The following is a 22,345-nucleotide window of genomic DNA, read 5'->3' on the forward strand; positions in this document are numbered from 1 at the left end:
CCGCGCCGGCAGAGGCTGGCGATAGGCGACCGCTCCGCAGCGCCGCGCGTGCCCGGACTACGGCTCCGAGCCCGATCACCACACCGTACGCCCCGCTCGCTGCCCACAGCACGAGCCCCAGATCCGTGGCTCCAGCAGCCCAGACGGGTACGGCGGCACCGAGTATGGAGACGGCGGCAGCCGTCGCAAAGCGCATCATGTAGTCCCCCCATGGACTCGGCCGAAGCCGCACCAGTGTCAGGCCCCGCGGACCCTGTCGACGCGGCGGCCCGTCCAGCCTATCGGCCGGCCTTCAGCGCAATCCCGAGTTGACTTGAAGAGACAGGTAACTTTCGTGCAACTATTCCACCGAACGCGTAACCTCGGCGCCTCTCGATGCCACGCGCTCACCCCCATTTCGGCGATTAGGTCCCCCATCTCGGCGGCCCAAGCCCCCATTTCGGTGGTCCGGGCCCCCATTTCGGCAATCGGGACCCCCATTTCGCCAATCAGGGCCCCCATTTCGGCGGTCCAGTCCCCCATTTCGGCGGAGGGCCGCGCCTAGACTCGCCCCATGAGACCCGCGTACACCGGCTCCCAGGTCCGCGCCGCGGAGGCGCCCCTCCTCGAGGAGGGCCAGGGCCCGGCGCTCATGGCCCGGGCGGCCCGCGGCCTCGAGCTCGCGGTCGCGAGGGACCTCAAGAGCACCCGCGGCCGCGTGCACGGCACCCACGTCGCGGCGGTGGTCGGGAAGGGCAACAACGGCGGCGACGCGCTGTTCGCCCTCGCCGGACTGGCCCGCCGGGGCGTGCGCGCGACGGCGGTCCTCGCCCACGGCGCTGCCCACCCCGCGGCCCTCGAGGCCTTCGGGCGCGCGGGCGGCCGCCTCGCCGAGCCCGGCGACTCCCTCGACCACGCGGACGCGGTCATCGACGCCGTCCTCGGCACCGGCTTCAGCGGCGTCTTCCGCGCCCCGCACCCCCGCCCGGACGCGCGGGTCATCGCCTGCGATGTCCCCAGCGGCCTCAATGCTGACACCGGCGCCGCCGGCCCCGAGGTGTGGCGCGCGGATGTGACGGTGACGTTTGGCGCGCTCAAGTCGGGACTCGTCGTGGGGCGCGGGCGGGAGCTGGCGGGGGAGGTGGAGGTCGTGGACATCGGCCTCGGCCCGCATCTGCCCGACCCGGACGTCCGCTCCCTCGAGCCCGACGACGCCGCCCGCCTCCTCCCCGCGCCCCGCCCCGACTGGCACAAGTACTCGCGCGGCGTCCTCGGCGTTGTAGCAGGGTCGCGCGAGTACCCCGGGGCGGCAGTGCTCACGGTCGCCGGGGCGCTCGCGGCCGGGGTCGGGATGGTCCGGGTGCTTGCCCCGGAGCGGGTGCGGGACCTGGTCCTCGCGGCGCACCCGGAGGCGGTCGGCGGGGCGGGACGCGTGCAGGCCTGGGCGGTCGGCCCGGGCATCGCGGACGACGCCGACCAGCACCGCGCGCTGCAGTCCTCCCTCGCGTCGGGGCTCCCGGTAGTGGTGGACGCGTCCGGGCTGGGCGGGTGGGCCGCGGACCTCGAGGCATCCGGCGCCGGGCCCGACGAGCGGATGGTCCTCACCCCCCATGCGGGGGAGCTCGCCGCGCTCCTGGGCTCCCTTGCCGGCGGCGGAGTGGCCCCCGAGCGCGAGGACATCGAGGCCGAGCCCCTGCGCTGGGCCCGCGGGGCCGCCCGCCGTTGTGGCACAACCGTGCTGCTCAAGGGCGCGGCCACGGTCTGCGCGGCACCGGACGGGACGGTATTCGTGCAGTCGCAGGGCCACCCGTACCTCGCCACAGCCGGCAGCGGCGACACCCTCACCGGCATCCTCGGCGCGCTGCTCGCCACGGCCTCAGGCGCCCGGCCCGTGGAGCTCGCGGCCCTCGCGGCGTTCGTCCACGGCAGCGCGGGACGCATTGCCGCCGAGGGCGGGCCCTATGGCGCGGGCCAGCTCGCCGGGGCGGTGCGCGAGGCGGTGGCCCGGCTGCAGCGCGGCTGACGGCCTCGCCCGCCGCGCGCCCACGGCGTAGGGTGGTGCAAAAGAGTGCACGTCTGTGCACATGTGCACGGAAAGGCCCGCCTTGCTCCAGGTCCTGAAGAATGCGGCATACCGACGCCTGTTCGCCGCGCAGGTGGTCGCCCTGCTCGGCACCGGCCTCATGACCGTGAGCCTGGGCCTGCTCGCCTTCGACCTCGCCGGGGCGGACGCCGGCGCCGTGATGGGCGCGGCCCTGACCATCAAGATGCTCGCGTACGTGGGGGTCGCGCCGGTGGTGAACGCCCTCGTGGCCCGCCTGCCCAAGAAGCCCGTGCTGATCGCGGCAGACCTCGTGCGGGCGGCGATGGCGCTCTGCCTGCCGTTCATCAGCGAAGTCTGGCAGGTGTACGCGGTGATCTTCGTGCTCCAGTCCGCCTCCGCGACCTTCACGCCGGCGTTCCAGTCCCTCATCCCCGCGGTGCTGGAGGACGAGGGGGACTACACGCGGGCCCTCTCCCTCTCCCGCCTGGCCTATGACCTCGAGGCCCTCGCCAGTCCGGCCGTCGCCGCCCTGCTGCTAGGCGTGGTCAGCTACAGCAGCCTGTTCGTGGGCACGGGCGGCGGCTTCCTGTTCTCGGCCGCGATGGTCGTGCTGGCCGTCCTCCCGGCCGCGGGGAGGCCAGCCCCAGCCCGCCCGGCCGCAGGCAGGCCCGCCCCTGCCCGCCCAGCCCCCACCCCGCCGCAGCGGTCCACGCGAACCCCGGCGCCGGCGTCGTCCGCCACCGCCTCCCTCTGGCACCGCACCACCCTGGGCGCCCGGATCTTCTGGCGCGAGCCCCGGCTGCGTGCTCTCCTGGCCCTGAACCTGGCCGTCTCGGCGCCCACCGCGCTCGTGCTGGTGGACTCGGTGGTGGTGGTCCGGGAAGTCCTGCGCCGCCCGGAGACGGACCTCGCGCTGGCGCTCGCGAGCTTCGGCGTCGGCTCGATGGCGGTTGCCCTGGCCGCGCCGCGTGTCCTCGAGCGCGCGGGGGACCGGGCGGTGATGCTCGCCGGCGCCGCACTGCTCCCGGCCGCGCTCGCGGCGGCGACCGCGCTGCTGTCCCTCCCGCCCGGCGCGGCGACCTGGGGCTGGCTGCTCGCGCTCTGGCTCCTCCTCGGTGCCGGGACGGCCCTGATCCTCACACCCTCGGCGCGGCTCCTGCGCGCGGCGTCCACGGAGGAGACGCGGCCGTACGTGTTCACGGCCCAGTTCTCGCTCTCGCACGCGTGCTACATCATCAGCTACCCGGTCGCCGGGAGCCTCGGGGCGGCGGCGGGCCTGGGCACCGCCTCGCTCGCGCTGGCGATCCTTGCGATGCTTGGTGCCGCAGGGGCCTTCCTGTCCTGGCCGCGTCCCGCGGCCGAAGAGGCCGGCCCGGAAGGGGGACGCAGTGGAGAGCCAGCCGAACCGCGCAGCCGGAGGGGCCGATGACGGGCCCTCGCTCGTCCACGACCCCGCGCCCGGCCCGGAGCTGCTCGAGACGGCGGCCGGGACCCTGCGGATGCTCGCCGAGCCGACCCGCCTGCACCTGCTCTGGCAGCTCACCGCGGGCCCCCGGACGGTCACCGAGCTGTGCGCCGGCACCGCGGCGCCGCGGACGGTGGTCAGCCAGCATCTTGCCAAGCTCAGGCTCAGCGGCTTTGTGGAGGCCCGCAAGGACGGCCGGCACGTGGTCTACTCGCTGCGCGACGGGCACCTGGTCCGCCTGATCCGGGAGACCCTCAACCACGCCGACCACCGGCTCACCGGCGAGCCTCCCCACGCCTGAGGGGGGCTAGGAGACCTGCAGCCCGCCGTTGATGTCGTAGGTGGCCGCCGTGATGAAGCCGGCCTCCTCGCTGACCAGGAAGCCCATCAGGGCCGCCATCTCCTGGACCGTGCCGACGCGGCCGACGAGGATGTCCCGGGACATCCCCTGCTTCCGCTCCTCGGTCAGGGTCCCGCCCATGATGTCGGTGTCGACCGGGCCCGGCGCGATGCAGTTGACCGTGATGTTGTGCTCGCCCATCTCGCGGGCGAGAGCGCGCGTGAAGCCGATGATGCCTGCCTTGGAGGAGCTGTAGGCGACCTTGGAGTAGGTCCCGCCGCCGCGCTGCGCGGAGATGGACGAGATGCTCACGACGCGGCCGAGCCCCCGCTCGATCATCCCGCCGAGGAGGCGCTGGGTCACGAGGAACGTCCCGGTCATGTTGATGGCGAAGACGCGGTCCCAGCCCTGCTTGGTCTCCTCCATGAACGGGGTGGGGGAGCTGATCCCGGCGATGTTGAGCAGGGCGACGGCGGGCGGCAGCTCGGCTTCGATCCGGCTGACGGCGGCGTCCACCGAGTCCTCGTCGGAGACGTCGGTGCCGAGGCCGAGGGCCTGCACGCCGTGGCGGGAGGCGATGTGCTCGGCGGCGCGGGCGGCGGCGTCGCCGTCGATGTCGAGGATGGCGATGTGCCAGCCCTGGCTGGCGAGGAGGTCCGCCGTGGCGCGGCCGATCCCGCGTTCGGAGGCTGCTCCGGTGAGGACGGCGGTGCGGTCGGCGGGGAAGGACAGGGGTGAGCTCACGCTGATGTTCTCCTTGGTCAAGCATCCAGCGCACTTGCCAGATGTCTTACGTCAGGCTAGCGTGACAGCCGTCACGTCGCGAAGTCAACCTTCCCCGCAACCGGCCACCAGCGGATGCAAGAGGATGTTCGCGCCGGGCTGCCCGGGCCTCGCCAAGCCCGGCATCCGTTCCCCCGCAAGGAGTAAATCACCGTGGATCTACAACTTCTGCTGGCGCTGGTCCTGGGCATCGCGACCATCGTCGTGCTCGTGCTCCGCACCCGGCTCGACGCATTCGTGGCGCTGCTGATCGCGGCGCTCGTCACCGGTCTCGTGGCCGGCCAGTCCGCCCTCGAGATCGTGGACAGCATCACGACCGGATTCGGCAAGACCCTGGGCTCCATCGGCATCGTGATCGGCCTCGGCGTCGCGATCGGCAAGATCCTCGAGGTCTCCGGTGCCGCGAACGCCCTGGCCATGTCGTTCCTGCGCGTCTTCGGCAAGGGCCGGGAGCCGTGGGCCATGGCCAGCGTCGGTTCGCTCGTGTCCATCCCCGTGTTCTGCGACTCGGGCTACGTGATCATGAACCCGCTGGCGCGGTCGATCGCCCGGGTCAAGCGTGCAGGCTACGTCACCCTGGCCCTGGCGCTCGGCGCCGGCATGACCCTGACCCACCACCTGGTTCCGCCCACGCCGGGCCCGCTGGCGGTGACCGGCCTCCTAGGCGCCGACCTCGGCGCAGTCATCCTGGTCGGCCTCGCCTTCACCGTCCTGCTGCTGCCGATCGTGGTGCTGTACGCCAAGTGGATCGGCCCGAAGCTCGAGTCCTCGGTGACCGAAGAGGTCAAGGAGGCCGTGTACGAGCGGGCGGCCGTCGTCGGCGCCGCCGCAGGAGGCCACCACCACGGAACCGCGACGGGGGTTGCCGACTGGGACGGGGAGCCCGCCGCGTCCGAGCTCCCCGAGGACCCGGACCCGGCTCTGGGCGCCCCGCCGGCCGGGGCCAAGCGGCACCGGGTGGGAGCGCTCGTCGGCTCCCTGCCGCTGCTCGTCCCGCTGCTGCTGATCGTGCTCAACACGGTGACCAGCGCCATCGACCAGAACACCCAGGGGACCCTCGGCGCCAAGTACGAGCCCTCGGACTGGGCAGTCCCGTTCGTGTTCATCGGCAACCCTGTTGTGGCGCTGACCATCGGTGTGCTGCTGGCCGTCTACGTGCTCCTGCCCCGCTGGACCCCGCGCACGCGCGTCCAGCACTGGTTCGCGGAGGCAGCCTCCTCGGCCGGCCTCATCCTGCTGATCACCGGTGCGGGCGGCGCGCTCGGCCAGGTGCTGCGCAGCTCCGGCGTCGGCGACGCCCTGGCGGATGCGATCGCCGCCACCGCGCTGCCCGCGTTCCTCGTTCCGTTCCTCGTCGCGACGCTCGTGCGCCTGGCCCAGGGTTCCGGCACGGTCGCCATGATCACGGCGGCCTCGGTCACGGCGCCGCTCGTGGCGACGCTCGGCATCAGCCCGCTCGTCGCGGCCGTCGCCTGCACCGCGGGTTCGATGATCCTGAGCTACTTCAACGACTCGTACTTCTGGGTGGTCACCCGGTTCACGGGGCTCGAGGGCACGGCGGCGCTGCGCGGCTGGTCCGGGATCACCACGGCGGTCTGGGCCGGCTCCATCCCGCTGCTGTTCATCCTCAACCTGATCGTCGGCTGAGGCGGCTGGGCTAGCTGAGGCGGCTGGGCTGGCTCAGTCGGTTCGGCTGGCTCACCTGAGAGGCGGGCGCACCGGGGACCTTCCCGGCGCGCCCGCCTCTTCCTGTGCGGCGTCCCCGGCCCGGCCCCGGCCCGTCCCCCGGCCCGTCCCCAGGCCGCTCGCCGCGCATCGGGCGCCAGGCCTAGTCCTTGCCCTTCCCTTTGCCGCGGTCGCCCTCGCCCTTCCCGTCCTTGCCCGGCGCCTGCGGTTCCTCCGGCTCCTCGGGCTCTTCGGTGGGGGTCGCGGTCTGGCTCGGCGTGGGCGTGGGCGACGGGAGCGGGAAGTCCTTCCGCAGCGTCTCGATGGCCCCGAGGATCCGGGCCTCCCGTTCTGCCCCGATCCGCCCCTCGGAGGCGCCGGCGCGGACGTCCGCCTCCAGGGCGTCGAGGGCGTCGTGGACGGCGGCCGGGTCGCCCTGCGCCGCGGCGGCGCGCACGTCCGCGGCGCGTGTCTGGAGGCCGGAGGCGGCCTCCCGGTCGAGGGCCGAGCCGCTCCCGGCGCAGCCGGCGGTGGCGAGCAGGGCCGCGACCGCGAAGGCCGCGCCGGCGGCGCGCAGCGGGCCCCAGGGCAGTGTCCTCATGGCTGCACGCTCTCCTCGAGTTGGCGCATGTGCTCCTCGGCGGGCCCCTGAAGCGCCGGCCCCGCGGGCGCGGACGGGGCCGCGGGCGTGGGGGTGAGGCTTCCGCTCGCCAGTGCGACGACGAGGGCGAGCCCGGCAAGCGCCGCCGCCGACGCCCCCGCGATCCACAGCGTCCGCCTCCGTGCGCTCCTCGGCGCCCGGCGCGGCGCGGGTGGGACAGCGCCCGACGCCGACCTTCCGCCAGCGCGCCCGGGAGCCTTCGTTCCGGGTACAGCGCGCTGGGGTGCTCTCTCCGTTTCGGGTACAGCGCTCCCGCGCGCCTTCGTTCCGGGTACAGCGCCCGACGCCGTCCTCTCGCCCAGGCCGCCGAGCGGCACCGCCGGGAGGGTCGCGTTGGTCAGCTGCCCGGGCGTGGGGTGGGGCAGCAGAGAACCAGCCGCGTCCCGAGCAACAGCGCCGCCAGAAGCGGGAAGCGGGAGGGTGGGGTCGGCGTCGTGCCTGAGGGCGCGCAGCACGGCGGCGGTGTCGGGGCGGTCGGCCGGATCGGCGGCGGTCATGGCCGCCAGGAGCCCGGCCCACGGCGCGCCGAGCCCCTCGGGGACGCGCGGCGGGCGGGAGAGCCGGGCCGCCGCGGCCTCCACAGCCGCCCCGGGGTACTCGCGGACGCCGGTGAGCGCCTCGAGCAGCACGAGCCCGAGGGCGTAGACGTCCGTGGCCGGGCCCACGTCCCGGCCGAGCGCCTGTTCGGGGCTCAGGTAGGCGGCGGTGCCGAGGGTCGTGTTGGGGAGGGTGAGCCCGGCGGCATCGGCGAGGCGGGCAATGCCGAAGTCCGCGAGCTTGGCCCCCGCGCGGCCCGCGTCCCAGCCCTCGGGCAGGAGGATGTTGGCCGGTTTCACGTCCCGGTGCACGATCCCCCGGGAGTGGATGAACTCGAGCGCTGCGGCCACCTCGGCCCCCAGCCGGCGCACGAGCCCCGGCGCGATCGGCCCGCCGGCGAGCCGCGCATGCAGGTCGCTGCCGGGCACGTACTCCATCACGAGGTACTCGACCGGCCCGTCCCCGCCGCTCGCGAACCCCGCGTCGAAGAGGGAGACCAGCCCCGGGTGCGCGAGGGAGGCGAGGACCTCCATCTCAGTGCGGCGGCGGTCGGCGGCGCGGGGGTCCTGCGGGTCGGCGCGGAATGCCTTGACGGCCACATCGCGCCCGAGCAGCTCGTCCCGCGCCCGGTGGACGGTTGCCATCCCGCCGTGGCCCAGGGGCTCGAGCAGCCGGTAGCGTCCGGCGAGCAGGCCTGCACCCGCGCCGCCGGTGCCCCTGGTGCGCGCGCTGTTCTCCCCGCCGTCGTTCCCCGCCATCCGCCCATGCTATGCCGGGCGGTCGCCTCACCGGGAGCGGAAGCCCGCCTTGGGGGCAAGGGCGGCGATGACCGCCTTCCGCGCCGGCGTCTCGAACCGGGAGAACACCACGATGGAGGCAAGGACGGTCGCCGCCAAGAGCACCCAGCCCAGTACAGGCCCGGGGCCCGCCAGGCTGTACAGGTTCATGAGCGGCGTGTGCAGCATGTACAGGGCGTAGGAGGCCTCCCCGAGCAGCACGAGCACCGGGTGGCCCAGGGCGCCCGGGCGGGCCCCGCCGCCCCGGACGGCTATCGGCGTGGCAAGGCCGAGGATGAGCAGGGCGAAGAGCGGCGTCATGAGGAGGTACTTCGGGTCGGTGAGGTGCGCGGCGGAGAGGCCCGCGATCCCCGCCGCGGACCCCCACACGGCGAGGGCCCGGCGTCGTCCCTCCGCGAGCCATTCGCGTCCGCCGCGGAGGTACGCCAGGGCGGCGGCCACGCCGAGGAAGAACGCGAAGAAGTGCGCCATCGGCGACTGGTACACGAGGTACCAGCCCGCGGGGCCCCGTGCGAGCGCCAGGATCCCGATGACGAGCAGCGCCTGCCCGGCGAACCCGAGCACGCACGCCCGCGCGATCCAGCGCAGGGGCTTCCTGCGCATCCACATGATGAGTGCCGGGAAGGAGAGGTAGAAGAACGCCTCCACGGAGATGCTCCACGCGGGCCCGTTCCAGGGCTGGTTCAGCTCGGCCCACGGCAGCACCGAGGTGGTGAGGCTGAGCTGGCCCAGGAGGCCGCCGAGGAGCCCGGGCACGCTGATCCGCTCCAGCCCGTACCACTCCCGGAGCAGGTGCCCGTTGCCCGGCTGCGCGGCGATGAGCGTTCCCACCGCCCCGACCCCGAGGGCCAGCAGCGCCACGGGGTAGATCCGGGCCAGGCGGTTGACGAGGAAGCGCCGAGTGCCCGGCCCGCTCTCGAGGTTCCAGTAGTTGACGGTGAGGATGAAGCCGGAGAGCACGAAGAACAGCACCACGGCCGTGCGGCCCGCGTCGAGGAAGGCGTAGAGCTCCAGTGGGATCGGGGTGAGGCCGCGTGCGTGGAAGTGGGAGATGAGCACGGCGAAGGCAGCGAGGAAGCGCACGCCCGTGAGTGCCGCGAGCCGCGGGTACTCGGTTGCGGACATCGTTCCCCCGTGTGGTGTGGCGCCCGGCCCGGGCGGGCGCTCGTGGCGATTCTACCGACGGCGCAATGGCGGCAGGAGGCGTGCCGTCACGTCCGCGAGCAATTCGTGGCCGGCGGCGTTCGGGTGCACGCCGTCCCCCAGGATGAGGTCCGGCCGCCCCGCGAGGGGCGCGCCGAGGTCCACGTAGGTGCCGCCTTCGCGCACGACGGCGTTGCGCACCGCGGTTCTGAGGCCCGCCAGGGCGCGGGGTGAGTCGTCCGCGCCGAGGATGGGGGAGAGGGCGATGATCTGCGCCTCGGGCAGGCCGTCCCGCAGCTGGGCGTAGAGCGCGTCCACGCTGGCGTCGAGCTGGGGCGTCGTGGCCGGGCCGTCGTTGCGGCCCCCGGCCACGATCACCACGTCCGGATGCGCCCGGACCACCTCCGCTGCCTGGGTGAGGTAGGTCGAGCAGAGCTGCCCGGCGCAGGGGCGAGAGCGGTCTGCCCGGTACTCCTTGAGGTAGCCGGTGCCGCCCACAGCCACGTTGAGGGAGCGCCAGCCCTCCGCCCGGGCCAGCCGCGCCGCCCACGTCCCCTCCCGGGGAACGGGCCCGGAGCCCGCGGTGTAGGAGTCGCCGATGAAGGCCACGAGCGGTCCGTCGCCCCCGGGGGCCGCGTCCGTGCCCGCCTTCTCGTTGGACGCCCCGCCGGCTGCCCCGCTGGAGGTCCCGCCGGGCGGGCTGCCGCCACCCAGCCATCCGCCGACGCCGCCGGGCCTGGCCGCCGCGAACAGTCCGGCCGCGACGGCCGCAAGCACCAGCAGGGCAAGGCCTGCGGCCAGGAGCATCCTGCGCCCATTCCCCATGCGCGGCCTGGAACGGCTCATCCTGCACCCCCTCGCACGTCTGGACCAGCCCGGTTCAGAGGCTGGTCAGTCCGGTCCAAAGGCTAGCCCTTGCCCCGCGGCACGCCTCTTCAATCAGAACGGCACCCCGCTCAGAACGGCACCCGGGCCCTCAGCGCCGCGCCGCCGACGGCGGGGTCGCCCGTGAGGTGGAGCCCAGGCTGGTCGTTCCGCCCGGCGAGGCACCTCATGTACTCGACGGCGTCGCATTCGACGGTGCCGCGGGGGTCCGCACTCCGGGCGTCGGTTCCTCCCACGGTCCAGGCGCCGCCGGCCGGTCCTGCGAGGCGCACGACGCCGGGAGGCCCGTCCCAGACGACCGCGAGGTCCGCCATGACGCGGTGGACGATGGCGCGGTCGTGGCCGTCGAGGGCCAGTGGCCGCCCGGTGGCGGTGCTGATGTCGACCCGGTGCATCCACAGGTCCCGGATGAGGATCACGTCGAGGAGGTACCCCAGTAGCGTTCCCGGCGGGAGCGAGAAGCCGCCCGGGAGCGGGAGCCACCGCGCCCAGGCCGGGACACGCCGGCGCAGGGCGAGGCGGGCGGGCACGAGGGCCCCGAAGTCCGCGACCAGATCCGGCCCGGACCGGCGGGCGCGCCGGTCCACGTGGAGCTGGTTCAGGGCGTCCAGGCGGCTCATCGTGGGGTACTCCCGGCGGCTCGCGAGGAGGTCCCCGGCCCACCGCGCCGGGTGGAGGATCAGGTCGGTGAGGCCCACGGCATGGGCGCAGATGTCCCGCACGGTCCAGAGGGTGCAGTCGGTGGGCAGCTCCCACTCGGGCCCATCGAGGCTCCGGAGCAGCGCGAGGAGGGCGCCCAGCTCCGCCTCGTCCAGGGAGATCACCTCGGAGGCGGGGATGCCCGCCTCGGACCACGGCCGGCTCATGGCGCGGACCCGGCCGCGTAGTGGGCCACGAAGGAGGCGAAGGCCGCCTTCCGGTGTCTGGTGAACCTGCCTGAGGCGAGGCCGGCCCCTGGCTCGTTCGCGAGCTGCTGGGTGACGATCCCGCTGACGAACGAGGTGAAGAGCGCGATGCCCTCCTCGCCGAGGACCTGCTCCCGGAGGGCGCCCGCGGCGACGCACTCCTCGAGGCCTTCGTGGAGGAGGGCGATGGATTCCGCAGTGGGCGCGTAGGCCTCTGCGGAGGGCACGAACCCGGGCACGGGGCGCCAGAAGAGGAGCTGCGTCAGGACGGGGTTCCCGATGCACCAGTCGATGCTCGCCTCGAACCCGGTCTCGAGCCTCTCGAGCCCCGGAGCCATGCCCTCGACCGCTGCGGCCACCGCGTCGTGGTGCGCCCGGGCGCCGAGCGCGAAGAGGGCATCGTAGACGGCGTCCTTGGAGGCGAAGTGCTTGTAGAGCGAGGGTGGCTTGATCCCCATGCGGCGGGCGACCTCGGCGAGGCTCAGCCCGCCGACTCCCTCCTCTCCCATGACGTCCAGCGAGATGGCGAGGATCTCCGCGAGGGTGTCCCGCCGCCGTCGTCCGCGCCGGCCTTCCCGCGGCGTCTCGCCTGCCCGCCCTGCGACGATCCCGGCCACGCTCACGAAGCCCGGCTCCTGGCCTCCTGCAGGACGGCCAACGCCACGGCGGCGGCGCCGACGATCAGGGTGGCGTGGAAGCCGTACTCGATCCCCAGGAGCAGCGGGATGTTGTAGCCGGCGACGAGGTGGAGGCCGTCGTGGACCCACCACGAGACGAGCGCCCAGGTCAGTGCGAGATGGACCGCGGTCACCCGGGCGGCACTCGTGAAGACCGTGGCGACGAGCGGGCGCCCGGCCATCGCGAACGCCACGCCGATCGCGAGGGCCACGGCCTCGATGACGGCGAGCCCGATGAACAGCGGCAGCTCGATGCCCTCCAGGGGCGGGACCTCGGCGGACGGGGTGAAGAGCGCGGGCCCGAGGGCGAAGGCCACCGCTCCCGCGGCGGCTCCGACGATGAGAGGGGTCCTGCCCACGCGCGCATGGCGGGACGGTGCTGGGACGGCATGAGTGCTCATGGCTGGTCCTTACTCGTCAGGAGCCGCGCCCGGGAGGTTTGGCTACTGCCTATAGCTTGAGCTATAGGCAGTAGCCAGTCAAGGATTCGGCGGCCCGCCAGGGGCCTGATCGACGTCTGCCTCCTCGTCGGGCCCCGTTCGGGGTGCCCGTGGATGGGCCACCACCGACGTCGACCGGCACGCTCGCTCGCTGCACTTGGAACGCAACGGGCCCCGGGCTTTTCATGTCCGTGAGAAGTTGAAAGAATAGGGCCAGGATCTTTTCAACTGGCAGGCCAGCTGAAAAGAACGTCCCAACGGATTCTCAGGTCGGAGGACGCATGAACGTGCAGGAAGTCCCTGCGGGAACGTGGCCCGCTGTCGCGGACGAACTGCTCGAGCGGACCAGCCGCCACGAGTACGGGCCGCGCGCCGCCCTGGGCGAGCGCACCGAGAAGTACCGCGCCGCTGTGCCGGCCCTGATCGGGCAGGCGTCCTACACGCCGTCGGGCGGGCTCGCGGCCGAGCTCGAGGACGCGGCCGTGGCCGTGCGCGAGTTCGACGCCGAGCTCGGGGCCGGGCTTGCGCCGTTCGCCTCGGTCCTGCTGCGCACCGAGTCGGTCTCCTCGTCGATGATCGAGAACGTCACCGCCAATGCCCGCAGCGTGGCGATGGCCGAGCTGGGCGACACCTCCAAGCGCAACGCCACCCTCGTCGTGGACAACGTCGCGGCCATGCGCGCCGCCCTGGCCGCGGCCGACGACACGACCCCGGAGAGCATCCTCGCCATGCACCGGGCCCTCATGGTCCATGCCGACCCGGACCAGGCCGGCCGCTGGCGGCAGGAGCCGGTGTGGATCGGCACCAGCGCGAGCAGTCCCGTCGGCGCCGACTACGTCGCGCCCAGGTTCGAGCGCGTGCCCGGGCTGATCGAGGATCTGGCCAGGTTCGTCCGCCGCAACGACATCCAGGTGCTCGCGCACGCGATGCTCGCCCACGCCCAGTTCGAGACCATCCATCCGTTCACGGACGGCAACGGCCGCACCGGGCGCGCGCTCCTCCAGGCGATCCTTCGAGGGAAGGGGCTCGCCCGGAACGTGACCGTGCCGATCTCGGCCGGGCTGCTCGTGGACGTGCGCGCCTACCACCGTGCGCTCGACGCCTACCGGGAGGGCGAACCGGACGAGATCGTGCGGATGGGCTGCGAGGCCGCGTTCCGGGCCATCGGGAACGGCCGCCAGCTCGCCGCGGACATCAGGCGGGCGCGCGAGGGCTGGAACGGGAAGGTCACCGCCCGGGCGGACAACGCCGTCTGGAAGGTCATGGACCTGCTGGAGCGCCAGCCGGTGGTGACCTCGCGGGTCCTCGAGGAGGAGCTCGGCCTTTCCACCACGACGGCCTGGCGCGCGCTGGGGCTGCTCGAGGAGGCCGGGGTGGTCGTCGGGGCCAACAAGCACAGGATGGGCCGCAACTGGCGCTCCGAAGAGGTGCTCCGGGCGCTCGATGCGTTCGCGCAGCGCGCGGGCCGCCGCGGCCGCGCGGACTGAATGACGCCGCGCGCGGACAGCGCGTCGCCGGCACGTGTGCGTTGCGGACATGCGCGCGGGAGGAGGAACACTGGCCTCAGCGGACGACGACGACCGTGCCCTCGCTGTGGACCGGTGCGTCAGGCGCCGGTCCAGCGGCGCAGCGTGCTGTTGACGAGTCCGATGAGCACGGCCGTCCACCAGCAGGCCTGGGAGACGGTGAGTGCCACCATGAGCCGCAGGCGGAGCCTGCGCGTGAGCTCGCCGAAGCGCGTGCAGGCGGGGAAGGCGAGCAGCTGGTGCATGGCGGGGGCGATGCCCAGGCCATTGAGCATGAGGACCAGCACGCACACGAGCTTGACCACGGTGACCGGGTTGCCCAGATCGGGCTGGATCAGCGCGCCGGAGGCGAGCAGGAGGGCCAGCCCGCCCCAGATGAGCGGCTTCGCGGCTGCCTCTAGCTTGCCGGGGGCGTGCATCTCGACCTTGCCCAGCAGCCACAGCAGCCCGAGCCAGTCGACCGCGAGGATGGTGCCGAAGGACAGCACGAGGGCCAGGATGTGGACGGCCAGCCCGACCCGGTGGAGGTCCGGGCCGAAGTCCGCAAAGTGGCCTGTCAGCGCGGAGGCCAGCCAGCCCGCGGTGCACAGCGCTCCGAGCAGGGCCATCCGCCGCTGGAGGCGCGTCTGCTGTGCGGGCGGGATCCCCGGCGTGGCGGGCGGGGCGTCCGGAGCGGCCGGCGCCGCGGCCGGAGCGGAGTCCGGCGCGGCCGGCACCGCGGGTACGGCGTCCGGTTCAGTCGGCGTTGCAGCCGGCGCAGCTGCGGCTGCCCGGCCGGCCTGCCCGAGGGCCGCGTCCCAGAGGCCGGGCCCCGGCCCGAGCGGCGCCGGCGGGGAGGAGGTGGAGGGAGTCACCGTGGTCCTTGAAGGAAGTCCTGGGGGAGGGGGGGAGGGGGCGGGGGCCACCCCGGACGCATTGAAGGGGGGAGCGCCCGGGGTGCCTGAGCGGCGCGGGCGGCCGGGACGGACCCCGGCGCCGCGCGGGGACTACTCCTTGGTGAGCTCGACGTCCTTGAACTCGACCGTCGCGCCCTCGGCCAGGGCCGGGGTCTCGGTCTCCTCGCCGTGGCGGTTGAAGCCCGGCGAGCCGAGGGTGGCGCGGAGGGTGTAGGTGCCGTCCTCGGGCACGGTGAAGTTGTTGGCGTAGTGGTAGAAGGTCGAGTAGTAGAAGTTCAGCTTCTGCTCCTGGACCACCTTGCCCTTGGCGTTGACAACCTCGAGGGTGATGGGCACGTCGGGGACGATCCGGCCGGTCGAGGTCTCGGTGGGGATGATCTCGATGTGGTGGGTCTCCCCGGCCTTCGGCGCGCGGAAGTGCGTGCCGTGCTCGAACCACGGCTCGGCCGCCTCGGTGATGAGGTTGACGGTCCATTCGCCGGACTCGACGGTCTTGCCCTTCTCGGCGAGCTCCTCGGCGAGCACCTCGTACTGCTTCTGGACGCCGGCGGGAACGGCGGGGGCGGGGGCCTTCTCCTCTGCGGCGGCTTGGGCGCCGCAGCCTGTGAGGGCGGCGAGGGCGAGGGGGGCGGTCAGGGCGGCAAGGGCAGCGCGAAGCATCAATCAGTCCTTTGTCGACGGTCATGGGAGAGGGCCTGCAGGGGCAGGCCCTCGAGTTGCGTGAGGAAGCTTAGCCTCACCTAAGTGGCGAGTATTGCCCATGACAGGCGACTTACGCAAACTTCGCCTGCGCTAATTCTCGCGGCGTTACGCGAGCGCGGGCACTGGGCCTGCCGATGGGCGCGGATGCTGGGACGCGCGGGCTGGCACAAGCGGGCTGGGGGGCGGTTGCCAACGCCCGTGGCGGCCCAGGTCATGGCGCACGACGGCGGCCAGCGGCGCGGGCTCGTGGGCCGCCGCGGCGGCGGCTTCTTCGTGCGCATTCACGGAGTGGGCCGGACATAGAAGGGCCCCCGGACTTGCGTCCGGGGGGAGCCTCCGGCCGGCGCCTTAGGGGGATCCGCCGACATAACAATCGTACTCCGAACGCCGTCCAATGGTCAGTGGTCGGCGTGCATCTGATATCTCGGGCAGTACGGGTCGCCGGGGCAGGGGCACAGGACACGGTGACCCTGAATGCAGCCCGGCCGCAGCACCATGGCGAACGTCGCGCCGGTTGCGCCCAGACACCTAGAGCAGATTCAGGAAGGCGTCACCGGCGGCGATCATCGGCCGAATTCTGTCCCGGTCCTCCTCTGGAACGTTCCACCACTCGAGATCGAGGAGCTGGCTTACGGTGGCATCGTCGAATCGCTGGCCAATGCGTCGAGCCGGGACCCCGGCCACGATTGTGTACGGCTCGACGTCCCGTGTCACGACAGCACCTGCTCCGATGATTGCCCCATGTCCGACAGTAACTCCTTGCATGATGCAGGCAGCGCTTCCTATCCATACATCACAGCCGATAGTGGGGGGCGCAGACAGTTCGGCGAAACCCGGACCGACGCCAAAGACGCTTCGTGAGCCATAGATCAGCGGGGAGGTCGAGAGATAGTTGACTGGGTGCTGCTCTGCACCAATCTGAGCATAGTGGGCGATTGAGCAATACTTGCCAATCGTGCCCGAGAAGATCAGGCCTCCGCGGTTTACATAGGTGTAGTCACCCATCGAAACTCCCGCGTTGACAACTACGCCCTCAGCAAGGCCGACCCCGCGGCCAAGTGTCGCGCTCAATGAGATCATGTGGGACCTGATGTAGCTCGCGTTTGGAAACGCACGGCGAATTTTGAAGAGGTGAATCTCGTTGATCAACGTTTGAGGGAGGATGTTCCCGAGTGAGACCATGAAGCCGATTCTAAGGGACACGAAGCTCGGACCGGCCGTCATGCATTCCACATTGCACGCCGCTCCTAGGCATGAACTCAAAGGTATTCAGACCGCGACGGGGCAACACGAAGTGACCCGGTAGGCCGTAACGCACCCGCCCCGCCCGCTAGTCTTGGACACGGACGTGCGGAGGCGCGCGTAGGAGCAGTCCGGAGGGGGACAGGTATGTCGGATAGGAAGAGCCGCGAGCGGACCCGTTACGAGCGGCAGCAGTGGAAGCTGCGCAACCGCAAGCGGATCGACGCCGCGAAGACCGTGCTGGTCCTGGGCCTCGTGGTCATGGTGATCGGTTTCATCGTCCTCAACTGGAGGTAATGCCCTCCTGACAGCAGCCCGCCTGCGAGAGGAGCCCCGTGGAGTACAAGCCGATTGTCGAGGCCGCGGGGCAGTTCCTCGACCTCGCAGGGGTCGCCGCCATCGTGGTCGGCGCTGTCGTCGCGACGGCGGCAGTCGTCCTCCGCTGGGCCAAGGGCGAGCGGGGCTCGCTCTACGGCCGCTTCCGGCGCCAGCTGGGTCGCTCGGTGCTGCTGGGCCTCGAGCTCCTCGTGGGCGCGGACATCGTGCGCACGGTCGCCGTGACCCCGACCTTCGACACCGTCATCGTCCTGGGCCTCATCGTCATCATTCGGACCTTCCTGAGCTTCTCGCTCGAGCTGGAGATCACCGGCCGCTGGCCTTGGCAGAAGCGTGCCGCGCCCGTGGCGGACGCGGTGGCGGACGGCGCCGAACCCGCCTGAGCGGGCCCGGCGCCGCCGCTTCCTCCCACGGGCTCAGCCCGGACGCGGCCGGCGAGGTCAGTATGCGCCGGACTTGGCGACGACGGCGCGGAACGTCTTGACCAGGATCATGAGGTCCTGGGTGAGCGACCAGTTCTCCACGTAATAGAGGTCCAGGCGGACGGTGTCCTCCCAGGAGAGGTCGCTGCGGCCGGAGACCTGCCAGAGGCCCGTGATGCCCGGCTTGACGAGCAGGCGGCGGTGGGCCGAGTCGTCATAGGCCTCCACCTCGGACGGCAGCGGCGGGCGGGGCCCCACGAGGCTCATGTCCCCCTTGAGGACGTTGATGAACTGGGGAAGCTCGTCGATCGAGTAGCGGCGGATCAACCGGCCGATCCGGGTGATGCGGGGGTCCTGCTTCATCTTGAACATCACCCCGTTGCCCTCGCTCTGCTCGCGCAGCGCCCTGAGCCGTGCCTCGGCGTCGACCACCATGGAGCGGAACTTGAGCATCTCGAAGGAGGCGCCGGCCTTGCCGATCCGGCGTTGGCGGAAGATGGACGGGCCGGGGTCGTCGAGCTTGATGAGCGCGGCCACGAGGAGCATGGGCAGGGCGAGCACGATGAGCGCGAGCCCGGAGGCGCTGATGTCGAAAAGGCGTTTGAACAGCCGCTTGGAGCCGTCCAGCTTCGGCGTGGTGACGTGGATGAGCGGGAGCCCTGCCACGGGCTGGGTGTGGATGCGCGGCCCTGCGACGTCCGTGAGGGCGGGGGCCACGATCATGTTGATGTCCCGCGCGGCGAGCTTCCAGCCCAGTTGTCGCAGGGTGGACGGCGCGAAGGCGGAGCCGGCCGAGATCGCCACGGTGTCCACGCCGCTCTCCTCGATGGCGTCCAAGATGTCCTGGAGCACCAGACTGTGCCCGACGACGGGCAGGGTCCCTGCCGCCGACTGCAGCCCAGTGGTGCCGCGTCCCCCGGGCAGGTAGGCGGCAACCGGCCTGTATCCCGCGGCGGGGTTCTTGCCCAGCTGCCGATGTAGGTGGGCCACCGAGTCCTCACCGCCAATGAGCAGGACGCGATGGAGGTTCCTGCCTAGGTTGCGCGATGAGATGAGCAGGTTGCGGAGCACCCACCGCCCAGCGAGCAGTGACATGAGCCCGATGGGAAGGGCGATGGCCACGTACCCGCGCGCGGTCTCGAGCTGGAAGACGTAGGAGAAGATCGCGATGCCGCCGAAGAGCCAGAGCGTGGCGGAGATGACCCGCTTGTACTCCTCGGGGCCGTAGCCGAGGACACGCTGCTCGCGGCTGCCCCAGAGGCCGAGCATGAGCCACCACACGAGAATGACAGCGAGGGAGATCAGCGCATACGGCGTGTGCTGGCCTCCGATGCGGAGCTGCTCGTTGACCACGCCGAAGCGCAGGACCTGCGCTCCATTCGTGGCCCACACAACACACCCGAGGTCAACGAGGGCGAGCCGCGCAGGCTGGGTCCTGAACCAGCTCCGTATGGCCGCGCGCGGGGCAGCCCGCTCCTCGAGTCTGACGCTCATGGCGCCGCGGACCTCACCGGTTCGCGCGCGGGGGTGTACTTGCTGCCGAGCGAGACGAACTGCCAGCCGGCGGCCTCCCAGGCTTCGGCGTCGAGCACGTTGCGCGCATCGATGAGCCGGCGGCCTTCGGTGAGGGGGCCGAGGTCTTCAGGCGTGAGCTCGCGGAACTCGCGCCACTCGGTGAGAAGGACCACCAGATCGGCACCCGAGCAGGCCGCCTCGAGCGAGTCGACGTAGTCGAGCCTCGGGAAGCGCCCGGCGGCGTTGTGGTTGGCCTTGGGGTCGTAGACGCGCACGTCGGCACCGGCGTTGTAGAGCCGGACGGCCACATCGAGGGCGGGGGAGTCCCGCACGTCGTCGCTGTCCGGTTTGAAGGCGACTCCAAGGATCGCCACCTGCTTCCCGGCGAGTTCTCCGAGCATGTTCTCGGCGAGGTGTACCACGCGGTCCCGGCGGCGGAGGTTGATCTGGTCTACCTCGGCGAGGAACCGCATGCTCTGGTCGAGTCCGAGCTCGCTGGCGCGGGCCCGGAGGGCGCGGATGTCCTTGGGCAGGCAGCCACCTCCGAACCCGACCCCGGCGTTGAGGAACCTGCGGCCGATCCGGGCATCGTGGCCGATCGCGTCGGCGAGTGTGCGGATGTCCCCGCCCACGGTCTCGGTGATCTCGGAGAACGCGTTGATGAAGGAGATCTTGGTGGCGAGGAACGCGTTCGCGGCAACCTTCACGAGTTCCGCGGTTTCGAAGTCGGTGACGATCAGCGGCGTCTCGTTCTCGAGCGCCCTCGCGTACACGGCGCGCAGCACGGACTCGTCGGCTGGGTCGTCGACGCCGAAGACGATCCGGTCCGGTGCGAGCGTGTCCTGGACGGCGAAGCCCTCGCGGAGGAACTCCGGGTTCCAGGCGAGGCCGATCCGCACCGAGGGATCGCTGTGCCGCCGGATGACGTCCACGAGGCTGCGCGCCGTGCCCACGGGAACCGTGGACTTGCCCACGATCAGCGCGTCCTTCGAGATGTTCTCCGCAAGGGACCGGGCAGCGGCGTGGACGAAGCGCAGGTCCGCGGCGTGCTCGCCGGCCCGCTGCGGTGTTCCGACGCCGATGAAGTGGACGTCCGCCCATGCGCCCACCTCCTCGTAGGAGGTGGTGAACCGGAGCCGACCGGTGGCCACGTGTTTGCGCAGCAGCTCGGGCAGCCCCGGCTCGTGGAACGGGAGCACACCCTGCGACAGGGCCTCGATCTTCGCCGGGTCGATGTCCAGACCCATGACCTCGAAGCCCAGCTCGGCCATGCATGCCGCATGTGTAGCGCCGAGGTACCCGGTGCCGATAACGCTGATTCTCATACTGTCCCCCTGAAGCGTGATCCGCGCTCCGCCTGCTCCGTCAGTGGCGGAAGTCGTCCTGGTGCTCGCGGAACCACGCCACGGTGGAACGGATGCCGTCCTCGAGTTCGATTCCTGCTTTCCAGCCGAGCGCATTGAGCTTGCTCACGTCCATGAGCTTACGTGGGGTGCCGTCCGGCTTGGTGGTGTCCCACTCGATCGATCCGGTGTATCCGGCGGCGTCTGCGACGAGGTGGGCGAGGTCCTTGATGCTCACATCCTTGCCCACGCCCACGTTCACCTGCTCGGGGCCGTCGTAGTGCTCGAGGAGGTGGAGGCAGGCCTCGGCCATGTCGTCCACGTGCAGGAACTCGCGCTGCGGTGAGCCGGTGCCCCAGTTCGTGACGCTCTCGGCACCGGCGAGCCTTGCTTCCTCGTAGCGGCGGATGAGGGCCGGGAGCACGTGGGAGCCGTTGGGGGAGAAGTTGTCCCCGGGCCCATAGAGGTTGGTGGGCATGGCGGAGATCCAGGGCAGCCCGTACTGGCGTCGCACGGCCTGGACCTGGAGGATGCCGGAGATCTTAGCGATCGCGTAGGCGTCGTTCGTCGGCTCGAGGTGCCCTGTGAGGAGGTATTCCTCCTTGAGGGGCTGCGGGGCGAGCTTGGGGTAGATGCAGGAGGAACCGAGGAAGAGCAGTCGCTCCACGCCATGCTGCAGGGCGGCGTCCATGACGTTGACCTGGATGCGGAGGTTCTCGCTGAGGAAGTCCACGGGGTAGGTGTTGTTGGCGAGGATTCCGCCCACCTTCGCGGCGGCGAGCACCACATAGCGGGGCTTCTCGGTCTCGAAGAACCGGAAGACGGCTTCCCGGTCCTTGAGGTCCAGCTCCGATGAGGTGCGTCCCACGAGGTTCTCGAAGCCCTCGGCCTGGAGCTTGCGCCAGATCGCAGATCCGACGAGCCCGCGGTGGCCGGCGACATAGAACGACGCAGACCGGTCGAGCGGAGCGGGCTCGAACGTGCTCTCGCTCATCGGACCAAGGCCTTCCAGCTCTCGAGCTCGACGGTATCGATCCACTTCCCGCCCGCGTGCCTGAGGGCTTCGACGTCGGCGTCGACCATAAGGCGTGCGAGCTCGGGGGTCTTGACGGTGGGGACCCAGCCGAGCTTCTCCTCGGCTTTGGAGTAGTCGCCGATGAGGGCATCGACCTCGGTGGGACGCAGGTAGCGCTCGTCGAAGCGGACGTAGTCCTCCCAGTTGAGCCCGACGTGCTCAAAGGAGTACTGGAGGAAGTCGCGTACGGTGTAGCCGGCGCCCGTGGCGAGCACGAAGTCCTCGGGCTCGTCGGCCTGCAGCATCCGCCACATGCCCTCGACGTACTCGGCGGCGTAGCCCCAGTCACGCACCGCGTCCAAGTTGCCCATGTAGAGCTCTGACTGGACGCCGGCCTTGATGGCGGCCACGGCGCGGGTGATCTTGCGGGTCACGAAGGTTTCGCCTCGGCGGGGGGACTCGTGATTGAACAGGATCCCGTTCACGGCGAACATGCCGTAGGCCTCGCGGTAGTTCTTGGTCACCCAGTAGCTGTAGACCTTCGCCGCACCGTAGGGGGAGCGCGGGTAGAACGGGGTCTCCTCGTTCTGCGGAGGCGGGGTCGCTCCGAACATCTCGGATGACGACGCCTGATAGTAGCGGGTGTTGATCCCCGCGAGCCGGACGGCCTCGAGGAGGCGGATGGAGCCCATGCCGGTGGTGTCGCCGGTGTGCTCCGGCTCGTCGAACGAGACCCGGACGTGGGACTGCGCTGCGAGGTTGTAGACCTCGTCCGGGCGGATGTCCGCGAGCAGCGTCACGAGCCGCGCACCGTCGGAGAGGTCACCGTAATGCAGGAAGAGCTTCGCATCGGGAGTGTGGGGATCGACGTACAGATGGTCAACACGGGCGGTGTTGAAGGTCGACGCCCTACGGATCAGACCGTGGACCTCGTAGCCCTTGGAAAGGAGCAGTTCGGCAAGGTACGAGCCGTCCTGTCCCGTGATGCCCGTAATAAGCGCCTTCTTCGACAACGGTCCCCCTGCAC

The 22,345-nt window shown here is 71.6% G+C and carries 22 protein-coding genes; 7 read left to right on the top strand and 15 right to left on the bottom strand.

Translation table 11 applies throughout. The features are described 5' to 3' along the window. The first annotated feature begins 553 nt into the window (after positions 1 to 553). The 3 genes from ABCQ75_RS06905 (at position 554) to ABCQ75_RS06915 (ending at position 3,789) form a co-directional block, all read left to right on the top strand. Entirely contained in the window at positions 554 to 2,002 is a 1,449-nt protein-coding gene (locus ABCQ75_RS06905; protein WP_345884184.1) for an NAD(P)H-hydrate dehydratase, read from the top strand. Positions 2,003 to 2,084: 82 nt separating this feature from the next. Then, positions 2,085 to 3,452 carry an MFS transporter gene (locus tag ABCQ75_RS06910; protein ID WP_345884186.1) on the top strand — a complete coding sequence of 456 codons (1,368 nt, stop codon included), beginning with the start codon at positions 2,085 to 2,087 and terminating at the stop codon, positions 3,450 to 3,452. After that, entirely contained in the window at positions 3,412 to 3,789 is a 378-nt protein-coding gene (locus ABCQ75_RS06915) for an ArsR/SmtB family transcription factor (RefSeq protein WP_345884188.1), read from the top strand. The genes ABCQ75_RS06910 and ABCQ75_RS06915 overlap by 41 nt, the downstream gene beginning before the upstream one ends. A gap of 6 nt (positions 3,790 to 3,795) precedes the next feature. Here the strand turns inward: ABCQ75_RS06915 and ABCQ75_RS06920 are convergent, their stop codons facing one another. Beyond that, complete coding sequence (locus ABCQ75_RS06920) at positions 3,796 to 4,572, bottom strand: SDR family NAD(P)-dependent oxidoreductase (RefSeq protein WP_345884189.1); 777 nt, start codon at positions 4,570 to 4,572, stop codon at positions 3,796 to 3,798. Positions 4,573 to 4,764: 192 nt separating this feature from the next. Here ABCQ75_RS06920 and ABCQ75_RS06925 point away from each other — a divergent pair, with 192 nt between their 5' ends. Beyond that, positions 4,765 to 6,258 carry a GntP family permease gene (locus tag ABCQ75_RS06925; RefSeq protein WP_345884190.1) on the top strand — a complete coding sequence of 498 codons (1,494 nt, stop codon included), beginning with the start codon at positions 4,765 to 4,767 and terminating at the stop codon, positions 6,256 to 6,258. A gap of 181 nt (positions 6,259 to 6,439) precedes the next feature. On the opposite strand, the gene ABCQ75_RS06930 is transcribed toward ABCQ75_RS06925, so the two are convergent. From ABCQ75_RS06930 to ABCQ75_RS06960, 7 genes are all read right to left on the bottom strand, one after another. Further along, positions 6,440 to 6,877 carry a hypothetical protein gene (locus tag ABCQ75_RS06930; RefSeq protein ID WP_345884192.1) on the bottom strand — a complete coding sequence of 146 codons (438 nt, stop codon included), beginning with the start codon at positions 6,875 to 6,877 and terminating at the stop codon, positions 6,440 to 6,442. Continuing rightward, entirely contained in the window at positions 6,874 to 8,232 is a 1,359-nt protein-coding gene (locus tag ABCQ75_RS06935; RefSeq protein WP_345884193.1) for a serine/threonine-protein kinase, read from the bottom strand. The genes ABCQ75_RS06930 and ABCQ75_RS06935 overlap by 4 nt, the downstream gene beginning before the upstream one ends. Positions 8,233 to 8,259: 27 nt before the next feature. Further along, on the bottom strand, positions 8,260 to 9,396 hold the full coding sequence (locus ABCQ75_RS06940) for an acyltransferase family protein (protein ID WP_345884195.1): 1,137 nt from the start codon (positions 9,394 to 9,396) through the stop codon (positions 8,260 to 8,262). Positions 9,397 to 9,447: 51 nt separating this feature from the next. Next, positions 9,448 to 10,260: an SGNH/GDSL hydrolase family protein gene (locus ABCQ75_RS06945; RefSeq protein WP_345884196.1), complete on the bottom strand. Its 813-nt coding sequence runs from the start codon at positions 10,258 to 10,260 to the stop codon at positions 9,448 to 9,450. Between the two features lie 110 nt (positions 10,261 to 10,370). Beyond that, the gene (locus ABCQ75_RS06950) at positions 10,371 to 11,165 is read right to left on the bottom strand and encodes a maleylpyruvate isomerase family mycothiol-dependent enzyme (protein WP_345884198.1); all 795 of its coding nucleotides are present in this window, start codon (positions 11,163 to 11,165) and stop codon (positions 10,371 to 10,373) included. Next, positions 11,162 to 11,827, bottom strand: a complete 666-nt coding sequence (locus tag ABCQ75_RS06955; protein WP_345884200.1) for a TetR/AcrR family transcriptional regulator — start codon at positions 11,825 to 11,827, stop codon at positions 11,162 to 11,164. Before ABCQ75_RS06955 ends, ABCQ75_RS06950 begins: the two co-directional genes overlap by 4 nt. Then, the gene (locus ABCQ75_RS06960) at positions 11,824 to 12,282 is read right to left on the bottom strand and encodes a hypothetical protein (protein WP_345884202.1); all 459 of its coding nucleotides are present in this window, start codon (positions 12,280 to 12,282) and stop codon (positions 11,824 to 11,826) included. The genes ABCQ75_RS06955 and ABCQ75_RS06960 overlap by 4 nt, the downstream gene beginning before the upstream one ends. A 320-nt stretch (positions 12,283 to 12,602) precedes the next feature. Between ABCQ75_RS06960 and ABCQ75_RS06965 the strand changes: the two genes are divergently transcribed. Continuing rightward, a complete protein-coding gene (locus ABCQ75_RS06965) occupies positions 12,603 to 13,808 on the top strand; it encodes a Fic family protein (RefSeq protein WP_345884204.1) in 1,206 nt (401 codons plus the stop codon). A 119-nt stretch (positions 13,809 to 13,927) separates the two neighbouring features. Here ABCQ75_RS06965 and ABCQ75_RS06970 read toward each other — a convergent pair whose 3' ends face one another. The 3 genes from ABCQ75_RS06970 to ABCQ75_RS06980 all read right to left on the bottom strand — a co-directional run bounded on the left by ABCQ75_RS06970 (position 13,928) and on the right by ABCQ75_RS06980 (position 16,627). Next, positions 13,928 to 14,701: a hypothetical protein gene (locus ABCQ75_RS06970; RefSeq protein ID WP_345884206.1), complete on the bottom strand. Its 774-nt coding sequence runs from the start codon at positions 14,699 to 14,701 to the stop codon at positions 13,928 to 13,930. Positions 14,702 to 14,833: 132 nt separating this feature from the next. Then, positions 14,834 to 15,403 carry an iron transporter gene (locus ABCQ75_RS06975; protein WP_345884208.1) on the bottom strand — a complete coding sequence of 190 codons (570 nt, stop codon included), beginning with the start codon at positions 15,401 to 15,403 and terminating at the stop codon, positions 14,834 to 14,836. 570 nt (positions 15,404 to 15,973) lie between these two features. Further along, positions 15,974 to 16,627: a CatB-related O-acetyltransferase gene (locus ABCQ75_RS06980; protein ID WP_345884210.1), complete on the bottom strand. Its 654-nt coding sequence runs from the start codon at positions 16,625 to 16,627 to the stop codon at positions 15,974 to 15,976. Between the two features lie 207 nt (positions 16,628 to 16,834). On the opposite strand from ABCQ75_RS06980, the gene ABCQ75_RS06985 reads away from it, so the two are divergent. Further along, complete coding sequence (locus ABCQ75_RS06985) at positions 16,835 to 16,984, top strand: hypothetical protein (protein WP_345884211.1); 150 nt, start codon at positions 16,835 to 16,837, stop codon at positions 16,982 to 16,984. Positions 16,985 to 17,022: 38 nt separating this feature from the next. After that, a complete protein-coding gene (locus ABCQ75_RS06990; RefSeq protein ID WP_345884213.1) occupies positions 17,023 to 17,406 on the top strand; it encodes a DUF1622 domain-containing protein in 384 nt (127 codons plus the stop codon). Between the two features lie 57 nt (positions 17,407 to 17,463). Here ABCQ75_RS06990 and ABCQ75_RS06995 read toward each other — a convergent pair whose 3' ends face one another. The 4 genes from ABCQ75_RS06995 to gmd are packed head-to-tail and all read right to left on the bottom strand — an operon-like array spanning position 17,464 to position 22,331. Next, on the bottom strand, positions 17,464 to 18,939 hold the full coding sequence (locus ABCQ75_RS06995) for a sugar transferase (RefSeq protein WP_345884214.1): 1,476 nt from the start codon (positions 18,937 to 18,939) through the stop codon (positions 17,464 to 17,466). Continuing rightward, positions 18,936 to 20,285, bottom strand: coding sequence for a UDP-glucose dehydrogenase family protein (locus ABCQ75_RS07000; protein ID WP_345884215.1), 1,350 nt, complete (start codon positions 20,283 to 20,285; stop codon positions 18,936 to 18,938). The genes ABCQ75_RS06995 and ABCQ75_RS07000 overlap by 4 nt, the downstream gene beginning before the upstream one ends. Positions 20,286 to 20,325: 40 nt before the next feature. Beyond that, positions 20,326 to 21,297 carry a GDP-L-fucose synthase family protein gene (locus ABCQ75_RS07005; protein WP_345884216.1) on the bottom strand — a complete coding sequence of 324 codons (972 nt, stop codon included), beginning with the start codon at positions 21,295 to 21,297 and terminating at the stop codon, positions 20,326 to 20,328. Further along, positions 21,294 to 22,331: a GDP-mannose 4,6-dehydratase gene (gene gmd, locus ABCQ75_RS07010; RefSeq protein WP_345884217.1), complete on the bottom strand. Its 1,038-nt coding sequence runs from the start codon at positions 22,329 to 22,331 to the stop codon at positions 21,294 to 21,296. Before gmd ends, ABCQ75_RS07005 begins: the two co-directional genes overlap by 4 nt. Positions 22,332 to 22,345 lie beyond the last annotated feature (14 nt).

It is taken from the genome of Sinomonas halotolerans (assembly GCF_039615075.1).
Lineage (GTDB): Bacteria > Actinomycetota > Actinomycetes > Actinomycetales > Micrococcaceae > Sinomonas > Sinomonas halotolerans.